Source organism: Methanolobus sp., from assembly GCF_030682845.1.
GTDB lineage: Archaea > Halobacteriota > Methanosarcinia > Methanosarcinales > Methanosarcinaceae > Methanolobus.
This window is the reverse complement of sequence record NZ_JAUXNK010000075.1, coordinates 42,560-64,318: the sequence shown is the minus strand read 5'-3', so window position 1 is coordinate 64,318 and position 21,759 is coordinate 42,560. Positions and strand designations below refer to the sequence as shown.

Here is a 21,759-nt window from a genome sequence, read left to right as displayed (position 1 = left end):
GTCAGAAGTTGCCTTCTACTACCGCACGCAACTGATCTGTGCTGAATTCTTCTTCTTCGAAAGGCTTCTTGCGCATCCTGTGTGGCAGGACCATTTCGGCAGCCTCGATGATGTCATCATTTGTGATGCGCTCCCTGCCTTCATAGGCAGCGTTAGTGCGTGCCGTGCGCTCGATCATGATGTCAGCCCGGTGGCCGTCCACATTGAAAACGATGCATATCTCCGCAATGGTACGCAGATTGTCCCTTGTGGTCGTTACCCTTGGCAGCAACTGCATAGCCTTGAGTATCCTTGAACGCAGTTTTTCCTGCTCGCTCTCAAACTCGCGCATGAAGTGCTTAGGATCATCATTAAAGCGATTCCTCCTCTCCACGATCTCAATACGCAGTTCAACATCATAGATACCTGTGACCTCCACCTGCAGCGCGATCCTGTCAAGTAACTGAGGCCTTAGCTCTCCTTCTTCCGGGTTCATGCTGCCTACGATAATGAAATTTGCAGGATGGCTTACACTCACACCCTCACGCTCAACTGTATTCACACCCATGGCTGCCGCATCCAGCAACGCATCTACAACAAAATCGTCAAGCAGGTTGATCTCATCCACATATAATATGCCGCGGTTGGCCATAGCAAGAATACCAGGGTCAAATGCCTGCACACCCTGCCGGACAGCTTTCTCGATGTCAAGGCTGCCCACGACCCTGTCCTCGGTAGCACCCACTGGGAGATCTACGACCTTCATCTGCCGCTTCTGGATACGCAGGGTCCCCTTAGACCTTTTGCCCATGCATTCCCAGCACATCTTCTCCGTATCTGAAGGGTCACAGTTGAACTTACACCCTTCCACCACTTCTATTTCAGGCAGTATCTCGGCCAGTCCCCTGACTGCCGTGGACTTGGCGGTTCCTTTCTGCCCCCTTATAAGCACGCCGCCTATGGAAGGATTGATGGTGTTCAGTATAAGGGCCCTGAGCATCTTTTCCTGGCCCACCACAGCAGATATGGGATACAGCACCCTTTCAACCTTTGTAACCGGACGGATGATATCCTCCAGAGAGCCGGCTGGTTTTTCTATCTCTTTAGGGACTTCTTTTATTGTTCCACTTATGTTCAAACTCATATTATCGCCTTCCTTGACAAGGATGACCGGATCATGTTTACAGGTACCTCAGTATTATTGCTGATATCAGCGCCATGAAAAGTAAGACCATTCCAATGGCAAACAGTGTAAAGGTAATAGTTGTGTGTACCTTTTTGTCTTCTTTTTTTGCAAGCGTGTTCAGCCCATACAATGAGAGGGTCATGGAAAGCAGGAAGAAAAGAGATGATATGAGCAGGAGTGAACCTGCAACGACTATGTACTCCGCTGTCCATGTAAGGGCCTTCGCATTAAGAAGATCGATAAAAAAGTCCTTGCCGTTCCTCTCGTAAGCTGAAGTTATCCACATCATTGTGTAAGCGATCTCCGCCGCGCTCAGGATAACTGAACATATCGCAGTTGCCAGAAGTGTGATCATTGTCCCTATATCAGGAATCTTAAGGTCTATTTTCCATTCATCGCCCACAATTTCACCTTGTAGAGATATTAAATAACATTTTGCAATATATCAGTAGTAATATGATATTAGGATAATAAAAATGTATTTACTAAAACGCCAAATGTAAAACAAGCCTTTTCAGGATGTTCGGGGCAGAACCTGAAACTCCGGCAGCACCATCAAAAGCAAAAAAGAGGGCATCGACCTGAAAACGCTTCAGGCATTGAACTGTTCCATTACCATGCGGGATAGATCCATACTTATTTCCCGGTTCTTCATGAGAGTATCGGCGCGCACCACTTTACAGCCTATTTCCTCAAACATGGATTCATCTGCAGTGTCGCGATTATCGATAACCATTATATCCAGGAACTCCTTGTAATAGGCTGCCACACCTGCCGATGATACGGGTAATCCTTTTGAACGCATCAGCTTTCCTGCAGGGCCACTCACGGGCTCATTTCCTATAACAGGACTGACTGCAATGACCTTCTTAGTCCTGAGGATGTCCACCATCCCCGGTAATCCTATTATCGGACCGATACTTGTTATCGGGTTGCTTGGGCCTATCAGGATATACTCCTCAGCTTCCAGGGCTTCCAGGACAGCAGGTGATATTGTTGCCGTTTCTATCCCTTCCTGAAACACGTCCAGCACTTCAGGCTTCCCGTGATTAGCTATCCAGAAGTCCTGGAAATGCATCTTTCCTGCCGGAGTTACTATCATGGTCGCGACCTGATCATCCGACATGGGCAGTACTTTGGCTTTTATCCCCATGGAGGCTGACAAACTCCTGATGGAATCGGTCAGCGAATAACCATTGCGCAGGTACTCTGTGCGGATGATATGAGTAGCGCGGTCGAGGTCTCCCAGCATCATCCTTTCCCTGTGTCCTAGCGACCTCATAAGCTCATATGTGCAAAAAGTATCGCCTGACACACCCCACCATTTATCAAGGTCGATCCTGTCCGAGAACAGATAGAGCACCGTGTCTATGTCCGGGGTCACCAGGTTACCGGAAACCCACAGATCCTCTGCAGTATTCACAATCACAGTGATGTCTTCTTCAGGCATCACTTTACGAAGGCCGTTCAGCAATTTTGGGGTTCCTGTCCCACCAGATAATACAAGCATGTTAATTTCTCTCTTCGCTTAGCGGAATATAAGGGATTACAATCAAGATAGCATTTATACCATGAAATATATTTAAAATATATGAAAGTCATCCGTGACCCTATCCATGGATATATAGAACTTGACGCCCTCACCATGGCCCTGATAGATTCTTCTCCAATGCAGCGCCTCAGGAGAATAAGCCAGCTGGGGCTTTCAAACCTGGTCTATCCGGGAGCTAATCACACCCGTTTTGAGCACTCCCTCGGAGTGATGCATCTTGCAGGTATGCTCACATCCAGGATAGACACTGTCACAAGGGAAGAAAAAGAGGAACTGCGGGTTGCTGCCCTGTTGCATGACCTCGGACACGGGCCTTTCTCTCATGTGACCGAAGGGCTGGTGAAGCACTATACCAGGCAGGGACACGAAGATATACGGGACATATTGAAAAAGGGAGAAATTGCCGAGATACTGGGCGAACATGGCATCAATCCCGTAAAGGTCGAGAGACATATCCAGGGGCAGACGGATTTTGGCAAAATACTCAACAGCGAGATAGATGTGGATAAAATGGACTATCTTGTGAGGGATTCACATTATACGGGCGTTGCATTCGGACTTGTGGACCATGCAAGGCTGATAAACGAGATGCAGTTCTATGAGAACAAACTGGTTGTCGCCGCAGGCGGCGTAAAGGCTGCGGAATCGCTGCTTGTTTCCAGGTTCCTGATGCATCCTTCGGTATACTACCATCATGTGTCCAGGATTGCTGAGACAATGTTTGTCAGGGCTGTTGAAGACCTCATCCAGCAGGAAATGCTTGACCCCTTTGAGCTGAGGAGGATGGACGACGCCAGGATATTCGAGACAATGCGTAACAATAGCGGCTATGCCGGAGAACTTGCAGCAAGACTTGATGACAGGAAACTGTACAAGAGAGCCCTTTATGTTGGTTTTGAGGATGTGGGGGAAGGTGTGCTCAAGCAGCGCAAAAACGTCCGGCGCATCGAAGCTGAGATTGCCGACATTGTGGGCATTGACAGCAAGGAAGTCCTCATCGATATACCAAGAGACCCTGAGATAGTCGAGATGAAAGCACTTGTCAAGATGAACGGAAGGATGCTGCGCCTGGATGAGGCTTCGCATGTTGTGGCAACGCTGGAGCAAGCTCACAGGGATAACTGGAAGATGGGAGTCTACACCACACAAGAGAACCGTGAAGCAGTAGGAAAAGCTGCTAGGGACTTCTTTGATATCAAGAGAGAAACAAGACAGTTCCGTTTGACGGACCTGGAGGTATAGCTTGGAAAGCCGCCAATTGCCCTGCCAGCGCATAGAGCGTGTTTTAGGTAGAACAGCCCTTTTACTTGAATGGGAAAAGCTAGGCAGCGACTATAGCGCGCGGCTTACTGGCGGCAGGGCACATGTGGGGGCGGTGGCATTGGGTAGCTTTGACAGCATATCAGGGCGTGCTTCATCCTCTGTGATAACCGCACCCGGGCACAGGGAAGATGAACTCGCGCTTAAGGGAGCGAGGCAGTTGAGTGAAGCCAGTCGCTCGACAATTGTATTTATAGTTGGTATCCATGTGGACAGTATAACTAAAAAGGAGATAGACGAGATAGTCGACGTTTCAGAAGGGATGATAGATGAACTATCGGACATCCTGCGGGAGGATAAAAAATGGAAATAGTCATTGGTATCAGCGGTGCATCGGGTTCCATATACGGGATAAGGTTATTGGAGATCCTTTCTAAAATGGATATTGTAACCCACCTTGTCATAACTAAGACCGCGAAGCAGATAATAGAGATTGAAACTGATTATTCTGTCATTGAAATAGAAGACCTGGCAAGCCACGTATATGGGGAAGGAGAGCTTACAGCGCCTATTGCAAGCGGATCTCACCGGTTCGCCGGGATGCTGGTCGCCCCCTGCAGCATGAAAACGCTGGGTGAGATCGCCTGTGGCATGTCCAATAACCTGCTTGGGCGCGCGGCGGATGTGTGCCTGAAAGAGAGGAGAAGGCTTGTCCTGATGCCCAGAGAAGCGCCATTCAACCAGATACACCTGGAAAACATGCTCAAACTCGAACGGGCAGGCGCAATAATACTCCCTGCATGCCCCGGTTTCTACTCCAGGCCGCAGACAATAGACGATCTGGTCAATTCCATGGCAGGCAGGGCACTGGACCTCATGGGCATCGATAACGAAGTGTACAAACGCTGGAGATAATATGGGCCTCACCGGGATGAAGCATAGCATGAACACTGTATTCACCCTGTGGCTTCGGGAGATGCTTCGATACAGGCGCTCACGCTCAAGGATAATCGGGTCACTTGCCACACCGTTGTTTTTTCTTGTCATAATGGGGTCTGCCCTGGGAAGCACAATGACCATGCGCAATGGCAGTTACATTGACTATATGGCCCCGGGCATCATCGGCATGTCTGTGCTGTTCGCATCGCTCATGGGTGGTGTTTCCATCATATGGGACCGTGAGTTCGGTTTTCTCAAAGAGATACTTGTGGCGCCTGTAAGCCGCTTCTACACAGCTCTGGGGAAAGCTGCAGGTGGCGTGACAGCAGCTATGGTGCAGGGAACGCTGCTTATGATCATCAGCGGACTGTTCATTGTGGACTACACATCTGTCATGGGGCAGATATTAAGCATCCTGATAATGTTCATTACAGGCATGGGCTTCATCGGACTTGGGATCACCCTTGCGTCAAGGATAGAATCTCATGAAGGCTTCCAGATGATGATGACATTCATCACGTTCCCTACACTGATGGCAAGCACGGCATTCTATCCCATGGCCAACCTTCCTCCATGGCTAAGCATACCTGTTCAGCTCAACCCCCTCACCTATGGCGTGGAAGCTCTCAGGTGGGCGCTTCTTGGCGTATCCGAAATACCGATCATGCGTTCCATGACAGTCATAATAGTATTCGCACTTACCATGATACTGCTTGGAAGCTGGTCTTTTGATAAGGCAGGAGATCGTTAGACCCTGTATCCGGAGATATTTAGCCGGATTACCCTGCATCAAGACCTTTTCTCACGCAACCTATTTAACCGAGAAAGTATATTGAGCAGCTACCCTTCTGAATCAAAATGGGATAGTAGGGTAGCTTGGTCCATCCTCGAGCGTTTGGGACGCTTGGACCGCGGTTCAAATCCGCGCTATCCCACCACTTATCCAAATTTTCAAATATGCCACACATTCATTTGTCACACATTTTTGTCTAAAATTCCCGAACTGGAATAGATTTATTAATTATACGTTTAGAATAGAGGTCCATGGCAATGGTCAAGGTCAAACTATTCGCAAACCTGAGAGAGATCGCAGGCGAATCTGCGATTATGCTCAGCGGAGATACCGTGCAGGAAGTTTTGTTCTCTCTTACAGACCGGTACCCCGCCTTAAAGGAAATGGTTTTTGAAAGAACAGGCGATGAGCCTAAGCTTCGCGGGTACATCAATGTGTTCCTCAACGGGAACAATGTAAAACATATGGAGAGCCTCGCAACGGAAGTCAAGGACAGGGACGAGCTAGGTGTTTTCCCGCCCGTATCCGGCGGATAAGCTTGAGGATAAAGCATGGACAGCAGGATATTTAAAGAGCGCAGCAGTGTGAATGAAGCAAGAGAGAAGTTCCTTGGAGAGATAAGCTCCCTGGAACGCACTGACATAGTAGCGATCAATGAAGGTGTGGGAAGGGTGCTTGCAACCAGCATACTTGCACCGAGAAATGTGCCTCACTACCGCCGCTCTGCCATGGATGGCTATGCTGTCCGTTCAACTGACATCCTGGGAGCCTCACCAACCAACCCTGTGATGCTGCTGATTCAGGACGAAGTGAATGAGGGCATTTGCTGCCCAATGAATACGGGAGCCTATGTACCTGATGCTGCCGATGCCGTGCTCATGGAAGAGGACACAATATGTATCGGAGATATGATAGAGGTGCGCGCACAGGTCCATCCGGGAAAGAACATAGGCGACATAGGCGAGGATGTGAGGCAGAATGAGATCATATTCTACAAAGGCCATCTGCTGCGACCCTGCGACATAGCAGTGCTCGCTTCACTCGGAATAAGGGAAATAAAGGTTTACTCCAGGGCGCTGGTTGCCATCATTCCCACAGGTAACGACCTTATACTGCTTGAGAGCAGCAGAGAGGTGCCACCTCCGGGGAAGACACTGGATATCAACAGCCTCATGATAGGCCTGTATGCCAGTCAGTGGGGTGCACTGCCGCGATACTGCGCAATCGTTCCCGAGGACAGGGAACTTATAAGGAAAGCTATCTCAGAGAATATCGATGCTGACTTCATAGTAATCTCCGGCGGGACATCTGTTGGCGAAAAAGACTATGTGCCCGAGGTGGTGGCTTCCATGGGCAGGAAGCTTGTGCACGGCGTGGGTTTAAGCCCCGGGAAACCGACAGCACTTGGGATCATCGGTGATGTACCTGTACTGTGTATGCCCGGATACCCTGCCGCAGGACTGGTGGCGCTATTTGCTTTCGGTAAGCCGGCAATACGCAAAAAAGGAAACATCCCGCAGATACCTGACATCACCGTAAAGGCAAGACTTACAGGCAAGATAAATTCCAGGGAAGGCTATGTGAGCTACGCAAGGGTGATACTGGAAGGTAATACAGCCCGGCCTCTAATGACCGCAGGAGCGGGGATCCTGAGTTCCATCGCCAAATCCAACGGTTTTGTGATCATACCTGAGAACGTGGAAGGGTACGAAGAAGGAAATGAAGTGGATGTTGTATTGATTGAGTAAAGAAGCCACGTTTCAGGAGAAGTGCCAGCCCCTGCTTATAATAGGAACAGGGGGGGTGCTGGGCGCAACATCCAGGTTTGCGCTTTCAGGTTATTTCAGCCCGGCCACGGGTACACTTGTGGTCAATGTGCTCGGCAGCATCCTGCTGGGCTTTTTGCTATACAACTCCGAGTATCTCGGTTATGTCACCCCAAAGGCAAGGATGTTCTTCGGGATAGGTTTCCTGGGCTCTTTTACAACATTCTCTGCATTTGCATTACAAACATTCCAGATGCCGCCCCTGGCTGCATCCCTGAACATCCTTGGGAACACAGTCCTCGCGGTTGCAGGAGTTTTCGCAGGCAAGGGGATAGTGATATACCTTACAGGTCTGAAGGAAAGGAGATTATTTTTCCCCTTGCCAGACACGATGGCGACTCTTCTTAAAGGCAGGCATGCGGGTCACATGGCATATGGCGTAGCAGGATTATCAATCCTGATACTTTTCCCGGCCATGGAGGGAGGATATACAATGAGTACAGAGTTGTTGCTTGTGGGGACAGGAGGATTTGCAGGTGCAACTCTCAGGTTCCTTGTAGCCGGCGCCATTCCGAGGGTAGGAGGGATCCCCACCGGCACCCTTGCAGTGAATGTCATAGGCAGCTTCGTACTTGCCGCACTTACATTCTCATCAGTATCCGGTTCAATGACATATCTTGTGAGCATTGGAGTGCTCGGCTCTTTCACAACCTTTTCTACGTTTGCCTACGAGTCCTTCAGGCTCCTCGAGGAAGGAGAGAGGAAATATTCATTCCTAAATATCATACTGAACCTGGGTGTGTGCATGGCAGGCGTTATGGCCGCATACCTGATATTCGGGCAATAAGTGCCGATGCCGGAACCCATAAGATGTACATCAGATCACTTTCAATTGCAGCAGTACAGCCAGCAGGATAAGCGTCATTCCGGTTATCAGCCGTATCTCAACACGCCTTCTCTCCTTGAAGTCCGAGACCTTTTCAGGATCCAGCCCGAAAGCAAGCATGCCTCCCAGTATGAGGATAGGCAGGACTACGCCAAAGTTGTAGAGGCCTAGGTACACAGCACCTCCTAAAAGGTCGCTCCCGGAAATAAGCATATCCAGGATTGCAAGGTACACAGCCCCTACACATGGAGCTTTTATAAGTGAGAATAAGCCGCCTGCGAGGAAAGAGAGTAAAAGGATGTTCCTGCCTTTGATCTCCCCCATGAACCTGATAAAAAATTGAGGCGTCCTGAATGTGCCTTTATGATGAATCTTCATGTAAAAAGCATCATAAAGGTGCCATATCCCCAGAACAAAAATGAGTGCGACCATTACCAAGGTGATGGTTTCCTGCACATTCGGGAAAGAGTTTACAGTATTGAGTATCCAGATACCTACGATCATATATGTTACAAAGATGCCTGTGCAAAAGCCACAAACAAGAGTAAGCAGATCCCTGCGGGTCCCGTTAGAGGATATGATGGCTGATGACAGGAAGGCCATGACTGCCAGAAGGCAGGGGTTAAAACCCGCAAGCAGGCCTGCAATGAATACAAGCAGATGGGACTTCCCGAGAATCAGGCCTTCATTTGGAAATGCATCGTTTTTCCAGGACACTTCCGGACCCTCAGCTGCAGGAGGATTCTCTATGCCCTCAACCAGCAGGTTCTCAAGTACTACGATGTCACCTTTGTAGTCATCGTAAGTTATTACCAGGCTTTTATTTATGACAACAGCCGGTACAAGGGTTACCCCATATTGCTGTGCATATGTGAAAGAGGAACGTATATCATAACGGGTAAAATTGACGTTCTCATACCGGCCTGCGACATCTTCGATCACCGGGGCTGCCCTTGTGCACTTGATGCATGCAAGATCAGAGAAGTATTCTACCTGTACTTCATTTGAAATGACTGTAGCTGCCGGAACCGGTACAATGAAAAGCGCGCACAGAGCCAGTATTAAAAGGAATTTAATGACAGGCTGTTGAAGCACAGGTCTCTTTTTCATAGTTCTTCTCCGGAGCCTTCATAGTTTTAACGTAAAGGATGTTGCCCGTATCTGCATCTACATAGCCCTCAACCACATAAAGTTCATTTGGCGCCGGGCATGCACAGGTACGTTCCATGATCTCGACCTTCCAGACCCGGTCACCGTATGCTGCATTACTGTCGGGGTCGTCCTGAGTGCTATTTAAGAACTCAGCTCTCTGAATAAGCGTAGTCTTTGTCGCCCTCCAGCTTGAAACCTTGAAATTGTCAGAGATAAAGGCAGCTGCTGCAGGATTAGTCTCTATCATATTCACTGCCCTGGAGGAACTCACATTCAATCCGCCAGGATTTTGAGCCTTCAAATGAACCATTCCCAGATAGATGCCCCCGAGAAGGAGGAGGAGCACAAGAACTCCCAGGAGAACTGCCGGGAATCTACTTTTTTCCATGAGAGAAAATAGTTACCTTAAGATTATATATCTTACTAACCTGCCCGTGATCATCCAGGCCGTCGACAGGGAAGAGAAAATAAGAGACATTATCCCTGAACTCAAAAGGATCCTGCCTGGAAAACTGATCATTATTGAGGACATCGAGATAGTTTCCGGTGAAAGATTCACGGAAACATCCTGATATCCTTCAGCCTAACAGGATCACCTATAGAGGACCACAGTACTGCCGCGCACTTCTATAAGAGTTGTGCCCGTAACTTCAGCCAGCTTTTGCGCAGCCTCTTTAACGTCCTCTCCCTCAGGAGTGGTCTTTAACATCTTGATCTTCACCAGACGGTACGCTTTGACCTGTTTTTTAACCTCTTCAACTACAGCGTCAGTAATCCCGTTCTTGCCGATATTGAGAATTGGTTTTATGCCTGAGGCTTCCGCCTTAAGCTTGTATAATTTGTCTTTTTCCATGTGATACACCTACATAATAATGATTGTACTTTATAATTGCTTTTAGTGAAAAACATATGTCCGGTAAAACCGCACTTATTGTTTGCCAGGTACATATGGCTGAAAATGCCCTTTCGCATATTTTAAGTAATCTGCCGGGACCTAAGGTTTTTTCGGCTTATTAAGAATTATTTCGGTCCCTATGATATCATACTCGAACCAGGGGGTCGGCTTTGAGGTCATACCGACTACTCTCATAGCATAAGAATCCCCGATGTCCTTTATCTCGATCAGCCCATCGAAAAGTTGCTTTAAGGTTGCTATGGTTTGTGCATCATGCATCTCATCTTCCACTACATACAACCCGAAACCATTCGCAGCTTTCACACGGCCGGTAAAAACGTGCAGGAACCTGAAAACGGTCTGCAGGTTAGAGTACATCAGTATTGTTGAAAGGGAATTTATGGAAAGCCTGATCTTTCCGAGGTTCTTTTTTACAAGGAAATCCTCGAAGAACTGGCTAATCTTCACACCAATGCCAGTCAGGTCCACGGGGCTTGAGGCCCGCTTTATCCTGGCCGTGTCGGATGCACCCATTCCAAGGGTCTTTGTGACACAGTCCACTACCCCGATGTTGGCTTCTGACAGGTCTATACCCTGGTCTGTGAACCATTCCAGTACCCTCTCTCCGGGTTCTCTGGTGGAAACTATGATCACCCCGTCATCGGCACCGAGATTGTGGGACAGGATAGCGTCCAGCAACTCGTCCTTCCGGCTCATAGGCGGACCTATCATCATAAGATTAGTGCCTTCCCGGATGCTACCTAAATAATCATCCAGTTCCTTGATACCTAGTGAATAACCGGGCATACTTTCTCCATCACGGGAACAATGTAGCGAATGTCTCTGCCATATCTGTACTCTTTTCGGGCTCACAATGAAGTGCAGTGCATACCTTTTGTTAAGATGTGCAATATATAATTATCGGCCTATATTTACAATATTTACTCAGGTATGTACATATAACAAACAATATAAAACTTTTTTCTTTACTCGCGTACATGTTTCATTATATGCCCTGCCTCAGGGATTATTATATCGCCCAGAGCTAACTCCACTGCAGCCGGAGAGCCAGGCAGGCAAAAGACTGCCTTTCCCGATATAACTCCAGCCGAGGCGCGGGTGAGTATAACAGAATTGCCTATTTGCTCAATGCTCTTATACCTGAAAAGCTCTCCGAAGCCCTGCATCTGCTTGCTGAACATGGGCACAACGGACTCGATGGTCACATCCCTTGAGGTGAGACCTGTGCCACCACTAGTTATAACCATGTCGGCATCCGACTTTACAGCCTCAAGGACCGCGCCGGCGATAGAGTCCGGGTCGTCATCCACAAGCCGGTAACGGTATATCCGGTGGCCTTCCCGGAGAATCAGGCTCTCCATTATCTGCCCTGACCTGTCCTCCGCTTCCTGCGGAGAGGATACATGACCATATTTCTCAAATCTTGAACTTGATATTATGATAATGGCAAAACTGTAAGGGCCTTTGCTCCCTTTATGGTGTTCCTTTACAGCGGAGTCTTTCATACCAACTTTTATACGCACCCGGGTATATGAACAACTCGATACGATCATGAGAATACTGGCAATCGATATAGGTGCAGGTACCCAGGATATAGTCCTGTACGACACGGAAAGGGAAGTGGAGAACAGCCTTTTAATGATAATGCCGTCACCTACCGTGGTAATTGCCGGGAGGATATATGGTGCCGGATCAAGGAATAAAGGTATCTTCCTTAAAGGCAGCCTGATGGGAGGCGGGGCTTCAGCCAGGGCTGTAAGGCAGCATCTGAAGCAGGGACTGGAAGTCTATGCCACCCCGGATGCCGCACTTACTATCAACGATGACCTTGAGAAAGTGAAGGAAATGGGAATAAGGGTAATAAGTGATGATGATACAAAACCGGGAACACTCGAAGAAATAATCCTGCAGGATATTGATATGCAGGCCATTGGGAAGGCTTTGGCCGGTTTTGGAGTGGAAATGCCCGATATGTTCGCTGTTGCCGTCCAGGACCATGGGAATTCACCTTACCTGAGCAACCGCATTTACAGGTTCAGGATATTTGAGAGGATCATAGGCGAGGGAGGGGAATTTGAGAGGTTTGCATATACCAGAGATGACATCCCTGCAGATCTCACGCGCATGAAGGCTGCAGCGCACACGCTGGAAAAAAAAGGAATGATCTTCATGGATACAGGGCCTGCGGCAATCTTTGGGGCCCTGTTCGACCCTGCGGCGATACAGCCGGCCATTGTCGTGAACATAGGCAACGGACATACCCTTGCAGCCATCGTTAAAGATGACAGGGTCAGGGCGCTCTACGAGCATCATACATCCAGCCTTACCGGGGAGAAGTTACAGGAGCAGATAATTCTTTTTGCGGATGGCAAACTCTCATTCGATGATGTGTTCAATGAAGGCGGACATGGGTGCCATGTAAAAGAGACTGAAGGCTTTGATGCCATCAGGTCAGTCATAGTAACCGGCCCCAGGCTTAATGTACTGAAGAACATGCAATCTGAGAAAAAGAATATGAGATTATGGGAAAAGCTGCATTTTGCGGCGCCTTTTGGGAACATGATGCTCTCAGGTTGTTATGGCCTGCTTGCTTCCTACCTGCGGGAAACACAGGCAAGGTCACATATATAAATTAGAAGACGGATACGAGAGTACAGTTATGAAGACAATAAGGCTTATAAAGTCCTAAGTAGTAGGGGATGAACCATCCAGATGAAATCGTATCCAACTGATATTTTACGATATCAACAAATTCATATACGGACATATCAATTAAGAACGGACTAAAAAGTAAAATTGATAGTGACTTTATCCTTATAATCGATCCAAGGAGACTTAAACTCATGGTAAGAAAACCAGCAAGTATGTACAGGAACGTAAGACAGCGTTCATTCACAAGAAGAAAATACATGGGTGGTGTGCCTGGAAGCCAGGTCATTCACTACGATATGGGTAACAAGAATTTCGAGTTCCCGATAAAGCTTTCACTGGTAGTTGAGGAAAGATGCCAGATACGCCATACTGCACTTGAGGCCGCACGTATCACTGCCAACAGGGCCATAACAGCTGCAGCTGGACGTACAGGCTTCCACCTCAAACTGAGAGTCTATCCTCACGAGGTGCTCAGAGAGAACAAGCAGGCAACCGGAGCAGGTGCAGACCGTGTATCCAGTGGTATGCGTGGCGCCTATGGCAAGAATGTAAGTACCGCAGCAAGGGTTTCTGTAGGACAGAAGATATTCACGATCTCAGTCAATAAAGAGAACTTTGCAACAGCAAAGGATGCACTTCGAAAGGCTGGCCACAAACTGCCGACTCCAGTCAGGATCACTATCGATCAGGGACTTGAGCTGGTGCAGTAAAGTGTAGGACTTGGGAGTGATGGTATGAAAGATTACGAAGCGCTTTTGAACCGTGCGATAGAGAACCTGCCTGACAAGGAGACCACGGACATCCGTTTCGTGATCCCTGAGCCTAAAATAATGATGGAAGGCAAGACCACCATTCTGGATAACTTCCTCAACATAGCGGATGTCCTGAACAGGGATCCAGACCACGTGATGAAATACCTTACACGTGAGATGGGAACCGCATGCAAGATAGAAGGCATGCGTGCTATATTCCAGGGACGCTTCTCAAAAGACCAGATACGGTCCAACATAGAAGCCTATGTGGAAGAGTTTGTCATGTGCTCTGAATGTTCAAGGCCTGACACACAACTCACCAAGATGGAAAGAGTGCTCGTGTTGAAATGCTCTGCATGTGGAGCCCACAGACCTGTGAAGAAGAGACGCAGCACAGCGCCAGTGAAGCAGGATGCTATTGAGGAAGGAAAGGAATACGAAGTTCACATAGATGCAGTCGGCTCCAAAGGGGACGGCATTGCCAAAGTGGATAAATACACTATCTTCGTTCCCGGCGCTGCAAAGGGCCAGGCAGTGAAGATAAAAGTAAAACGCCTCAGTGGTACTTTGGCCTTCGCAGAAAAGGTATAATCTCCAAAGGGTCAGATGCATGTCTGATCCTTATCTGTTTTTATTTATCATTTTAAGTCTCGTGTATAAGCAATAGGTTATATTATATAAAAGCCATGAATATAATATCGCTTTAATTTTACCTCGAGGTTTTGAATGGCTCGCGTACCTACTGGAATACCCGGATTTGACCAGCTTATAGAAGGCGGCTTCATAGAGAATGATGTGATCCTCCTCATAGGCGGGCCTGGAGCCGGAAAGTCAACCTTCGGAGCACAGTACCTGTATGAAGGTATCACAAGATACGGAGAAACAGGAGTCTATGTCACCTTCGAGGAGACACCTGCGCGCATCATGCGCAATATGTGGAGACATGGCTGGGACCTTGAGAGGCTCGTAAAAGAAGACAAGCTACGTATGATCAGGGTAGACCCCATCGCTTATGAAAGGTACATCAAGAAGAACCAGGATGCAGGGTCCGGCAGTGAAACAGATACGACCACCATTGAGGCTGTTCTGCGGCAGATATACGCCAGCGTACAGGAAATTGGCGCCAAACGTCTGTTCATTGACTCTATGACATCCCTCAAGATTACTCCCGACCCGGTCAATGTCAGGTACATCATCCTTGAATTCATCAAGAATATCGAGAGCTTTGATTGCACTACCCTGATAACAAGCGAACTCAATAATGACCCGGACCATTTCAGCGTAGAAGAATATCTTGCCGAAGGAGTTATTTGCCTTAAGGTATTGAGGATTGGCGGAGAAAGGATCAGGTCTATAGAGATACTGAAGATGCGAGGCACCAAACACGATGAGGTGTTGCGCCCTTATGTTATGACCGATCACGGGATCGTTGTCTACCCAACACAGTCCGTCATAGGTAAGGAAGCGGATGTTTTCTCCACGGAAACACTCAATGACAGGAGAAAACCAGATGAAACCGGATCATGCAGACTCACAGGACGAGAAGATCACGTTACTCTCAATACCGGGACTTTCCATCAGGATGGATAAAAAAGACGATTTCATCCAGTTGAAGGCAACCGGAGGCTTGCACAAGGCTTGCGCTCCTTTTCTAAGCAGGATCAACGAAAGACTCAAGGAGGAAAGGCCAGCTCTTGTTACAAAAGACTATGTTGTGGCTTCCACATGGCTTCCGCCCATACCGGGTAAAGCCTTCAAGAGACTTCTTATGGCTGAAACCCAGATAGCCCTTGGAAGGTACATCCCTGAAACCGTTTCTTTTGAAATTACCCGCCAATGCAAATGCAAATGCGAACACTGTGTTGTAAGCGGAGGGGAGGGCGATCTGGATATAAACACGATCAAGCGTGCAATAGATGAAGTACTTGACATGGGAGCAATGGTTATAGTGTTCACCGAAGGCGACCCCATGATGCGGGAAGAGATATACGAGCTCATAGACTATGTCGACAAGGAACGCGCCATAGTCAATATGTACACTCCAGGAACCGAGATGACTCCTGAGAACGCAAAGAGGCTCAAGGAAGCAGGACTGCATAACCTGCTTGTGAGCCTCTACTCCACTGACCCTGCAAAGCATGATGCTGTACGTCGCCTCGAAGGAGCTTTTGAGATAGCCACGGGTGCTATGAAAATGGGACTTGAAGCAGGTTTGCTTGTCACAATGGCAACGCACGTTTCACCGAAGAACATAGGTGAACTGCCTGCCATGTACGAACTGGCAAGGCAGATAGGTGTGCATGAGTTCTCACTTTGGGAATCAGTTCCCAAAAAGAAAGGTGATGCCATAATAACGGAAGATGACAGGCGAATTGTCCTTGACATGTACCACCGCATCAATTCTACCGGGAAAGGACCCCGTCTTTTTGCAAACTCGTATTTCGAGGGAAAGATGCTTGGTTGCATGGCAGGCCAGAGATGGCTCCACATATGTGTGGACGGCGCGGTCAAGCCCTGCCCCTACATTCCCTTCAGTTATGGGAACATCAGCAGGGACAGCATGAAGGATATATGGGAAAGCATACGTAAGGACAAGGCTTTCAGAGGGCAGCGCAGCACCTGTCTTATGCAGGAAAGAGAATATCTGGAGCTTGTGGAAAAGATACCTGAAGGTGCATCGAAACCTTACGATATCGAAAAAATAGAACACTAAACTTATCATTGACTTCTTTTTCACTTTATGGAAATCGTTTGTATCAAGGTTTCCCAGCAGTTTTTTGTTTTGCCAGTAAAATCCAATTACGGCATATTTGATGAAAATTGGAATGTATGCCCGGACTTGCGATAAGAACCTTTACATATCACTACGTATTTTTACTAACAATTTTATGCGACACGCTTATAGGAAAACGAGTGCTCCTATCTGACCATTCGATATAAAGAGGCCTCAAATGAATATGAAGATCGACCCCTGGAGTGCATTGATCATAGAAGATTATTCCAAGTTATTTGAAGAGTTTGGGATATTACCTTTTGATAATGTGCTTTCGGAGATACCGAATCCGCACAGGTACATGCGCAGGAAGGTCATTTTCGGCCATCGTGACTACGACATGATAGCCGATGCAATGAATAACAGTAAACCATTCTCCGTTATGAGCGGATTCATGCCCTCCGGTAAGATACACCTTGGACACAAGATGGTGATGGAAGAGATCATCTGGCACCAGCAGCAAGGCGCCGATGCTTTTGTCGGTATCGCAGACAGGGAAGCACATGCTGTCAGGGGTATCTCCTGGGAAAGGTGCAGGGACATCGGTATCGAAGAATACATAATCAGCCTTATTGCCCTTGGTTTCGAACCAAAGGGGCACATATACTTCCAGTCGGACTCGCAGCAGGTGAAGGACCTGGCTTTTGAGCTAGGGTCAAAGGCAAACTTCTCAGAACTGAGCGCTATCTACGGGTTCACGGGGGAGACCAGCGTATCTCACATGCTAAGTGCCGTGACCCAGAGTGCCGATATACTGCACCCGCAACTCGAAGAATACGGCGGGCCAAAACCCACAGTCATACCAGTGGGTGCGGACCAGGACCCGCATATTCGCCTCACAAGAGGGCTGGGCAATAAAATGAATATGCTCAAGATAGAGAGACGCAAGGACAAGGAAGGCAACGGCTACTTCAGCATACGAAGCAAAACTGCATCTCAGGAATCCATGAAAGAGCTTCAGGAGCGTATCCCCGGCAGGACAAAACTGTTTGAAGGGCACCTGGACGTTCAGGACTGCGATAACTTTGATGAGTTGCTCCGAATCGTACGGGAAGTGGAGCTTAGGTCAGGTGGGTATGCGTTCGTTCCCCCATGTTCCACTTACCACAGGTTCATGTCAGGACTGCAGGGCGGGAAAATGTCAAGCAGTGTTCCTGAAAGTTATATCTCACTAACAGAAGATCCAAAGGAAGCCGCAAAGAAGGTTAAAAGGGCAAAGACTGGCGGCAGGATGACACTTGAGGAGCAAAAGAAGCTCGGCGGCGAGCCTGGGAAGTGTTCAGTCTACGAATTGCTGATGTTCCATCTCGTGGAGGATGAAGAGGAGCTTGCATTGATATATAGCGAATGCGTGGGCGGACAAAAGGTTTGTGGCAACTGCAAGGCCCTTGCTGCGGAGAGGATGGAAAGGTTCCTCAGGGAACATCAGGAGCTACGCGAGCATGCGAAGGACAGGCTTGAAGAATATGGTTTAAAGAGAAAATGAAGGTGCAATTATGAAATCCCGTTATAACCTTACATCTAATGAGAAGACCCTGCTGATCTCACTTGAAAAGTTGAAGAAGGCAACTCCGGGAGAGCTTGCGCAAAATGCAGGAATGAAAATAGAGACTGCGATGCAGGCAGCTTTCCTGCTGGAAGAGAACGGCCTTGCACGGGTGGATGAAAGTATCATAGAGACCTATGAGCTCACCAGCGAGGGACAGAAGTATGCTTCCGAAGGGCTTCCGGAGAGGAAGGTAATTGATGCTATCTCTGAGCCGATACCAATGCAGGAACTCAAGCAGAGATTCTCTCCGGATGTAGCCGGCATAGCTACCGGCTGGCTGCGCCGCAAGGGATGGGCCAACATAGAAAATGGAGTGGTCGTACCTACCGGTAATGCCGGGAAGGGAGAGGATGAACATGTGCTGGAGAAATTTGAAGGTCGGGCAAGAACTATTGAGGAACTGGGAACAGACACAGGAATTGTTGCCGAGCTGCTCAAACGTAAACTTGTGACCAAAAAAGAAGATAAACACCGTTCTGTTAGTATCACCCCCGAGGGTCTTGAAGTGGCTGCCTCCGGAATCGTAATCGAAGAAGAGGTTGCCCAGATCACTTCAGAGATGCTCAAGAGCGGACAATGGAAGGATATGAAGTTCAGGCCTTACAATATCCACACTCAGCCAAGGGCCATATACGGTGCGAAATCCCATCCATACCAGCGCCTGATAGACCAGATGAGACGGATCTTCCTGGATATGGGTTTCACTGAGATCAAGGGGGAGGTCGTGCAGAGTTCGTTCTGGAATTTCGATTCACTGTTCCAGCCTCAGGACCATCCTGCAAGAGAGATGCAGGACACTTTCCACCTTTCCAGTACTTCGGAACTACCAGCGGAATATAAGGATAATGTCTGTACCATGCACGAATATGGCGGAGATACCGACTCAACCGGCTGGGGAGGCACCTGGAGCGAAGAAGTGGCCTGCAAGAACGTGCTCAGGACGCACACTACGGCTCTGACCATCAAGTATCTCGCAGACAATCCCAACCCTCCCGTGAAAGCATTCTCCATTGACAGGGCATACCGCCGCGAGACCATAGATCCAACCCATACACCCGAGTTCGAGCAGCTGGAAGGTGTCGTTATGGATAAAGACATGTCCTTTGCCAATCTGCTGGGATGCCTGAAGGAGTTCTATCACAGGATGGGATTTGAGGATGTGCGCTTCAGGCCCGGTTACTTCCCATACACAGAGCCCAGTGTCGAGCCGGAAGTATATGTCGAAGGGCTTGGCTGGGTAGAACTTGGGGGAGCAGGCGTGTTCAGGAAAGAAGTGACACAGCCCCTGGGAATCAAGTACCCGGTACTTGCATGGGGACTTGGCGTAAGCCGTCTGGCCATGCTGAAGCTGGGGCTTAAGGATCTGCGCCTTCTGTACCAGTCCGATATAGACTGGCTACGCAAGAGTGAGATATGCCAGCTCTGAGCTGGCTATCCTTTTTTATTTTTTACTTCAGGCATTTGCAAGTATTCTTGCAAGCAGGGACCTATCGGATGCTACTGCGTTCTGCGGGCACATCTCACGACAGCAGTAACACAGGATGCATCTTTCATTGTCGATCCTGAGCTTTCCATTCTTACTTTCAATGGCATGGACCGGACAGGCACCAGCGCACGCTCCGCAAAGGATGCACTTTGAAGCATCTATGCACGGCCTTACGGTGTAGTATCTTCCGAATATACGAGTGATAACAGGCGGGACATTGAACAGGATACCTCCGTTGGAGGGTTTGTACTTTACTGCTACCTCATCGAGCGGAATTCCTGCTACTTCAGGTTCCACAGTCCCCAATCCTCTTTCAAGCGCCGCCCGGGTTGTTGGGACCTTCATCGGGTCAAGCCCTATCAGCCTGGATGCAACTATATCCAGGGAAACAGGATCATAGCTTGCCATTACAACACCCGTATTTACCGGCTTACCGTGTGAAGGACCGTTGCCTTCCATTCCTACAACGCCGTCCATCACAGCAAGGTGGGGCCTTGTCACGGTGTAAAGATCGATCACAGCCTCTCCGAACAACCGCCTCTCGGCAAGGAGATGCATCTCTTTTCTGGCCTTCAGCGGCAGCGCGCCGAACATATTCTTGACAGCACCTGTGTAATAGGTCAGTTCATGGGTCTTGAGCTTTGGAAGGGATATTATGACATCTGCATCCAGCACAGCCTTTGATACGAAGAGTTGTGGAAAGTGTCTGGAATTCGGCACATTTACTAGCTTAAAGCCTGCAGTCTGGAAATTGATGAGCTCGACATCCAGCTCTTCTGCCACTGCAGCTATCCCTGAGACTACGAACGCCTCAGCAGTCGCTCCCGGACGGGCGATACCTGCGCCATCACCTATTACCGGGATGCCGCCGGCCTCGCGCACAATCTCACACAGTGTGGAGATTATGGCCGGATGGGTGGTAACAGCTTCTTCCGGCCTGCGTGCAGCAAGGATGTTGGGCTTGAGAAGCACACGATTACCCTTTTTGATAACTGCAGAGAGACCGCCTATCAGGTTAACTGACATCCTGACGCTCTCTGCGGCGACAGAATAGTCAGTGCAGCGAACTATGGAGACTTTACTGGCCATAAATGAATGTAAGGCCGGGGGAGTAAATCTCTTTTACTGCAGTTGTTAGGATAGAAATGAAGTATAGGTAGACAAAACTATAGAAAACACTATATCACTGCACCTAAACTGCTCATCATCATTATGAGCACTTTTATAATCAGCAGAGAATATAAATATCAGAAGAGGACACTGTGCACTTGTACAAACATAAAAGGTGGTACAATGCAAAACACAATATTTAGGATAATCATGGCAGCTTGCCTGCTAATGATTGTGGGGACAGCTAGTGCAGCAGTAACTGAATTCCACTTGACCGAAGAAGACGCAAACGAATACTATAACGGCGAGATCGATGTAAAGATCACCGTGAATGATGTCAGCAAAACAGTAGAACTTGAGATCATAGAACCATCCGATGCAAAGGTCTCTATGAAGACAGTACTTCTCAATATCCCGGCAGACAAGATCATAAATGTCTCAGATGATAACCCGAAGGTTGACTGGGTGATCGAGGATGACAAAGGCCAGGGCAATGCAGGATACGGAGCAATGCTCACGGCAGTTGACAGGGACAAGGGCGACCAGGGAACTGTACAATACATCAAGATACAGATGAAACAGGACTGGGACGGCGTGCTTCCAAAGAATGTGAATGACTATTCCATAGTTCTGCACGTTACAAGGCTGCCTGGATGCCCTGAAAGTGTCTGGCTGGGATATCAGGATAACGGTGGCAACATCAACGAAATCCCTGAATTCCCAACAATTGCATTGCCAATAGCAGCAATACTGGGACTTGCATTCATCTTCCAGCGCAGGAAGGAGTAAAACCTCCTTCCACCGTTCCTCCCTTTTTTTCCTTTATATAGTATTCGCGTTTATTAGAGCGATATTTTCCTTTTATCATACTCATAAATATAAACTTTATGAGTAACATCCATCAGTGCGGCAACTCAGGCGCGATTAGAAGTGATGAAGTCATTAGTTCCGGATGAGGCATAAATTCCTGGCACCGCAGACAATTTGGCCTCGGCGACCATAATATGA

General features: G+C 48.3%; 25 protein-coding genes, 1 tRNA gene and 1 pseudogene. 18 read left to right on the top strand and 9 right to left on the bottom strand.

Annotated features, from left to right (window positions below):
* Position 1 precedes the first annotated feature (1 nt).
* The 3 genes from Q8J68_RS09830 to cofD form a co-directional block, all read right to left on the bottom strand.
* Entirely contained in the window at positions 2 to 1,123 is a 1,122-nt protein-coding gene (locus Q8J68_RS09830; RefSeq protein ID WP_305311343.1) for an ATP-binding protein, read from the bottom strand.
* Positions 1,124 to 1,160: 37 nt separating this feature from the next.
* Entirely contained in the window at positions 1,161 to 1,568 is a 408-nt protein-coding gene (locus Q8J68_RS09825; protein ID WP_305311342.1) for a hypothetical protein, read from the bottom strand.
* A gap of 189 nt (positions 1,569 to 1,757) precedes the next feature.
* Positions 1,758 to 2,675 carry a 2-phospho-L-lactate transferase gene (cofD, locus tag Q8J68_RS09820; RefSeq protein WP_305311341.1) on the bottom strand — a complete coding sequence of 306 codons (918 nt, stop codon included), beginning with the start codon at positions 2,673 to 2,675 and terminating at the stop codon, positions 1,758 to 1,760.
* 81 nt (positions 2,676 to 2,756) lie between these two features.
* Here cofD and Q8J68_RS09815 point away from each other — a divergent pair, with 81 nt between their 5' ends.
* The 9 genes and pseudogenes from Q8J68_RS09815 to Q8J68_RS09775 all read left to right on the top strand — a co-directional run bounded on the left by Q8J68_RS09815 (position 2,757) and on the right by Q8J68_RS09775 (position 8,322).
* Complete coding sequence (locus tag Q8J68_RS09815) at positions 2,757 to 3,959, top strand: HD domain-containing protein (protein WP_305311340.1); 1,203 nt, start codon at positions 2,757 to 2,759, stop codon at positions 3,957 to 3,959.
* Between the two features lies 1 nt (position 3,960).
* Positions 3,961 to 4,350, top strand: coding sequence for a hypothetical protein (locus Q8J68_RS09810; RefSeq protein ID WP_305311339.1), 390 nt, complete (start codon positions 3,961 to 3,963; stop codon positions 4,348 to 4,350).
* A complete protein-coding gene (locus Q8J68_RS09805) occupies positions 4,341 to 4,892 on the top strand; it encodes a UbiX family flavin prenyltransferase (RefSeq protein WP_305311338.1) in 552 nt (183 codons plus the stop codon). The genes Q8J68_RS09810 and Q8J68_RS09805 overlap by 10 nt, the downstream gene beginning before the upstream one ends.
* A 28-nt stretch (positions 4,893 to 4,920) precedes the next feature.
* Positions 4,921 to 5,667, top strand: a complete 747-nt coding sequence (locus tag Q8J68_RS09800; protein ID WP_305311337.1) for an ABC transporter permease — start codon at positions 4,921 to 4,923, stop codon at positions 5,665 to 5,667.
* Positions 5,668 to 5,776: 109 nt separating this feature from the next.
* Positions 5,777 to 5,854, top strand: a tRNA-Pro gene (locus tag Q8J68_RS09795).
* Positions 5,855 to 5,960: 106 nt separating this feature from the next.
* A complete protein-coding gene (locus Q8J68_RS09790; protein WP_305311336.1) occupies positions 5,961 to 6,245 on the top strand; it encodes a ubiquitin-like small modifier protein 1 in 285 nt (94 codons plus the stop codon).
* A gap of 15 nt (positions 6,246 to 6,260) precedes the next feature.
* Entirely contained in the window at positions 6,261 to 7,457 is a 1,197-nt protein-coding gene (glp, locus tag Q8J68_RS09785) for a gephyrin-like molybdotransferase Glp (protein ID WP_305311335.1), read from the top strand.
* A gap of 55 nt (positions 7,458 to 7,512) precedes the next feature.
* Positions 7,513 to 7,767, top strand: a pseudogene (gene crcB / locus Q8J68_RS09780) (fluoride efflux transporter CrcB); the annotation flags it as partial.
* A gap of 201 nt (positions 7,768 to 7,968) precedes the next feature.
* Positions 7,969 to 8,322, top strand: a complete 354-nt coding sequence (locus Q8J68_RS09775; RefSeq protein ID WP_305311465.1) for a CrcB family protein — start codon at positions 7,969 to 7,971, stop codon at positions 8,320 to 8,322.
* Positions 8,323 to 8,352: 30 nt separating this feature from the next.
* Here Q8J68_RS09775 and Q8J68_RS09770 read toward each other — a convergent pair whose 3' ends face one another.
* Both Q8J68_RS09770 and Q8J68_RS09765 read right to left on the bottom strand, forming a co-directional pair.
* Positions 8,353 to 9,471: a cytochrome c biogenesis protein CcdA gene (locus tag Q8J68_RS09770; protein WP_305311334.1), complete on the bottom strand. Its 1,119-nt coding sequence runs from the start codon at positions 9,469 to 9,471 to the stop codon at positions 8,353 to 8,355.
* Positions 9,434 to 9,901, bottom strand: coding sequence for a hypothetical protein (locus Q8J68_RS09765; RefSeq protein ID WP_305311333.1), 468 nt, complete (start codon positions 9,899 to 9,901; stop codon positions 9,434 to 9,436). The genes Q8J68_RS09770 and Q8J68_RS09765 overlap by 38 nt, the downstream gene beginning before the upstream one ends.
* Between Q8J68_RS09765 and Q8J68_RS09760 the strand changes: the two genes are divergently transcribed.
* Positions 9,900 to 10,085, top strand: coding sequence for a DUF190 domain-containing protein (locus tag Q8J68_RS09760; RefSeq protein WP_305311332.1), 186 nt, complete (start codon positions 9,900 to 9,902; stop codon positions 10,083 to 10,085). The genes Q8J68_RS09765 and Q8J68_RS09760 overlap by 2 nt on opposite strands.
* 20 nt (positions 10,086 to 10,105) lie before the next feature.
* On the opposite strand, the gene Q8J68_RS09755 is transcribed toward Q8J68_RS09760, so the two are convergent.
* From Q8J68_RS09755 to Q8J68_RS09745, 3 genes are all read right to left on the bottom strand, one after another.
* Positions 10,106 to 10,366: a YhbY family RNA-binding protein gene (locus Q8J68_RS09755; RefSeq protein WP_015054006.1), complete on the bottom strand. Its 261-nt coding sequence runs from the start codon at positions 10,364 to 10,366 to the stop codon at positions 10,106 to 10,108.
* A gap of 141 nt (positions 10,367 to 10,507) precedes the next feature.
* Complete coding sequence (locus tag Q8J68_RS09750; protein WP_015054005.1) at positions 10,508 to 11,215, bottom strand: recombinase RecA; 708 nt, start codon at positions 11,213 to 11,215, stop codon at positions 10,508 to 10,510.
* A 179-nt stretch (positions 11,216 to 11,394) separates the two neighbouring features.
* Positions 11,395 to 11,934 carry a molybdenum cofactor biosynthesis protein B gene (locus tag Q8J68_RS09745; RefSeq protein ID WP_305311331.1) on the bottom strand — a complete coding sequence of 180 codons (540 nt, stop codon included), beginning with the start codon at positions 11,932 to 11,934 and terminating at the stop codon, positions 11,395 to 11,397.
* 46 nt (positions 11,935 to 11,980) lie between these two features.
* On the opposite strand from Q8J68_RS09745, the gene Q8J68_RS09740 reads away from it, so the two are divergent.
* The 7 genes from Q8J68_RS09740 (at position 11,981) to Q8J68_RS09710 (ending at position 19,581) form a co-directional block, all read left to right on the top strand.
* The gene (locus Q8J68_RS09740) at positions 11,981 to 13,060 is read left to right on the top strand and encodes a DUF1786 domain-containing protein (RefSeq protein ID WP_305311330.1); all 1,080 of its coding nucleotides are present in this window, start codon (positions 11,981 to 11,983) and stop codon (positions 13,058 to 13,060) included.
* 212 nt (positions 13,061 to 13,272) lie between these two features.
* On the top strand, positions 13,273 to 13,791 hold the full coding sequence (locus Q8J68_RS09735) for a 50S ribosomal protein L16 (protein ID WP_305311329.1): 519 nt from the start codon (positions 13,273 to 13,275) through the stop codon (positions 13,789 to 13,791).
* Between the two features lie 24 nt (positions 13,792 to 13,815).
* Positions 13,816 to 14,424 carry a translation initiation factor IF-2 subunit beta gene (locus tag Q8J68_RS09730; RefSeq protein WP_305311328.1) on the top strand — a complete coding sequence of 203 codons (609 nt, stop codon included), beginning with the start codon at positions 13,816 to 13,818 and terminating at the stop codon, positions 14,422 to 14,424.
* A 135-nt stretch (positions 14,425 to 14,559) separates the two neighbouring features.
* The gene (locus tag Q8J68_RS09725; protein WP_305311327.1) at positions 14,560 to 15,423 is read left to right on the top strand and encodes an ATPase domain-containing protein; all 864 of its coding nucleotides are present in this window, start codon (positions 14,560 to 14,562) and stop codon (positions 15,421 to 15,423) included.
* Complete coding sequence (locus Q8J68_RS09720) at positions 15,344 to 16,546, top strand: radical SAM protein (RefSeq protein ID WP_305311326.1); 1,203 nt, start codon at positions 15,344 to 15,346, stop codon at positions 16,544 to 16,546. The genes Q8J68_RS09725 and Q8J68_RS09720 overlap by 80 nt, the downstream gene beginning before the upstream one ends.
* 238 nt (positions 16,547 to 16,784) lie before the next feature.
* A complete protein-coding gene (locus tag Q8J68_RS09715; protein WP_305311325.1) occupies positions 16,785 to 18,092 on the top strand; it encodes a tryptophan--tRNA ligase in 1,308 nt (435 codons plus the stop codon).
* A 10-nt stretch (positions 18,093 to 18,102) separates the two neighbouring features.
* The gene (locus tag Q8J68_RS09710; protein WP_305311324.1) at positions 18,103 to 19,581 is read left to right on the top strand and encodes a phenylalanine--tRNA ligase subunit alpha; all 1,479 of its coding nucleotides are present in this window, start codon (positions 18,103 to 18,105) and stop codon (positions 19,579 to 19,581) included.
* A 27-nt stretch (positions 19,582 to 19,608) separates the two neighbouring features.
* On the opposite strand, the gene Q8J68_RS09705 is transcribed toward Q8J68_RS09710, so the two are convergent.
* Positions 19,609 to 20,730 carry a DUF362 domain-containing protein gene (locus Q8J68_RS09705; protein WP_305311323.1) on the bottom strand — a complete coding sequence of 374 codons (1,122 nt, stop codon included), beginning with the start codon at positions 20,728 to 20,730 and terminating at the stop codon, positions 19,609 to 19,611.
* A gap of 204 nt (positions 20,731 to 20,934) precedes the next feature.
* Between Q8J68_RS09705 and Q8J68_RS09700 the strand changes: the two genes are divergently transcribed.
* Positions 20,935 to 21,540, top strand: a complete 606-nt coding sequence (locus tag Q8J68_RS09700) for a PEF-CTERM sorting domain-containing protein (RefSeq protein WP_305311322.1) — start codon at positions 20,935 to 20,937, stop codon at positions 21,538 to 21,540.
* The last annotated feature ends 219 nt before the right edge of the window (positions 21,541 to 21,759 follow it).

Excerpts from the sequence above, each read along its gene's own strand:
- Q8J68_RS09830 (WP_305311343.1), bottom strand. The coding sequence starts at position 1,123 with ATGAGTTTGAACATAAGTGGAACAATAAAAGAAGTCCCTAAAGAGATA.
- cofD (WP_305311341.1), bottom strand. The coding sequence starts at position 2,675 with ATGCTTGTATTATCTGGTGGGACAGGAACCCCAAAATTGCTGAACGGC.
- Q8J68_RS09815 (WP_305311340.1), top strand. The coding sequence starts at position 2,757 with ATGAAAGTCATCCGTGACCCTATCCATGGATATATAGAACTTGACGCC.
- Q8J68_RS09805 (WP_305311338.1), top strand. The coding sequence starts at position 4,341 with ATGGAAATAGTCATTGGTATCAGCGGTGCATCGGGTTCCATATACGGG.
- Q8J68_RS09800 (WP_305311337.1), top strand. The coding sequence starts at position 4,921 with ATGAACACTGTATTCACCCTGTGGCTTCGGGAGATGCTTCGATACAGG.
- Q8J68_RS09790 (WP_305311336.1), top strand. The coding sequence starts at position 5,961 with ATGGCAATGGTCAAGGTCAAACTATTCGCAAACCTGAGAGAGATCGCA.
- glp (WP_305311335.1), top strand. The coding sequence starts at position 6,261 with ATGGACAGCAGGATATTTAAAGAGCGCAGCAGTGTGAATGAAGCAAGA.
- Q8J68_RS09775 (WP_305311465.1), top strand. The coding sequence starts at position 7,969 with ATGAGTACAGAGTTGTTGCTTGTGGGGACAGGAGGATTTGCAGGTGCA.
- Q8J68_RS09770 (WP_305311334.1), bottom strand. The coding sequence starts at position 9,471 with ATGAAAAAGAGACCTGTGCTTCAACAGCCTGTCATTAAATTCCTTTTA.
- Q8J68_RS09760 (WP_305311332.1), top strand. The coding sequence starts at position 9,900 with ATGAGAGAAAATAGTTACCTTAAGATTATATATCTTACTAACCTGCCC.
- Q8J68_RS09765 (WP_305311333.1), bottom strand. The coding sequence starts at position 9,901 with ATGGAAAAAAGTAGATTCCCGGCAGTTCTCCTGGGAGTTCTTGTGCTC.
- Q8J68_RS09755 (WP_015054006.1), bottom strand. The coding sequence starts at position 10,366 with ATGGAAAAAGACAAATTATACAAGCTTAAGGCGGAAGCCTCAGGCATA.
- Q8J68_RS09750 (WP_015054005.1), bottom strand. The coding sequence starts at position 11,215 with ATGCCCGGTTATTCACTAGGTATCAAGGAACTGGATGATTATTTAGGT.
- Q8J68_RS09745 (WP_305311331.1), bottom strand. The coding sequence starts at position 11,934 with ATGAAAGACTCCGCTGTAAAGGAACACCATAAAGGGAGCAAAGGCCCT.
- Q8J68_RS09740 (WP_305311330.1), top strand. The coding sequence starts at position 11,981 with ATGAGAATACTGGCAATCGATATAGGTGCAGGTACCCAGGATATAGTC.
- Q8J68_RS09735 (WP_305311329.1), top strand. The coding sequence starts at position 13,273 with ATGGTAAGAAAACCAGCAAGTATGTACAGGAACGTAAGACAGCGTTCA.
- Q8J68_RS09730 (WP_305311328.1), top strand. The coding sequence starts at position 13,816 with ATGAAAGATTACGAAGCGCTTTTGAACCGTGCGATAGAGAACCTGCCT.
- Q8J68_RS09725 (WP_305311327.1), top strand. The coding sequence starts at position 14,560 with ATGGCTCGCGTACCTACTGGAATACCCGGATTTGACCAGCTTATAGAA.
- Q8J68_RS09720 (WP_305311326.1), top strand. The coding sequence starts at position 15,344 with ATGAAACCGGATCATGCAGACTCACAGGACGAGAAGATCACGTTACTC.
- Q8J68_RS09715 (WP_305311325.1), top strand. The coding sequence starts at position 16,785 with ATGAATATGAAGATCGACCCCTGGAGTGCATTGATCATAGAAGATTAT.
- Q8J68_RS09710 (WP_305311324.1), top strand. The coding sequence starts at position 18,103 with ATGAAATCCCGTTATAACCTTACATCTAATGAGAAGACCCTGCTGATC.
- Q8J68_RS09705 (WP_305311323.1), bottom strand. The coding sequence starts at position 20,730 with ATGGCCAGTAAAGTCTCCATAGTTCGCTGCACTGACTATTCTGTCGCC.
- Q8J68_RS09700 (WP_305311322.1), top strand. The coding sequence starts at position 20,935 with ATGCAAAACACAATATTTAGGATAATCATGGCAGCTTGCCTGCTAATG.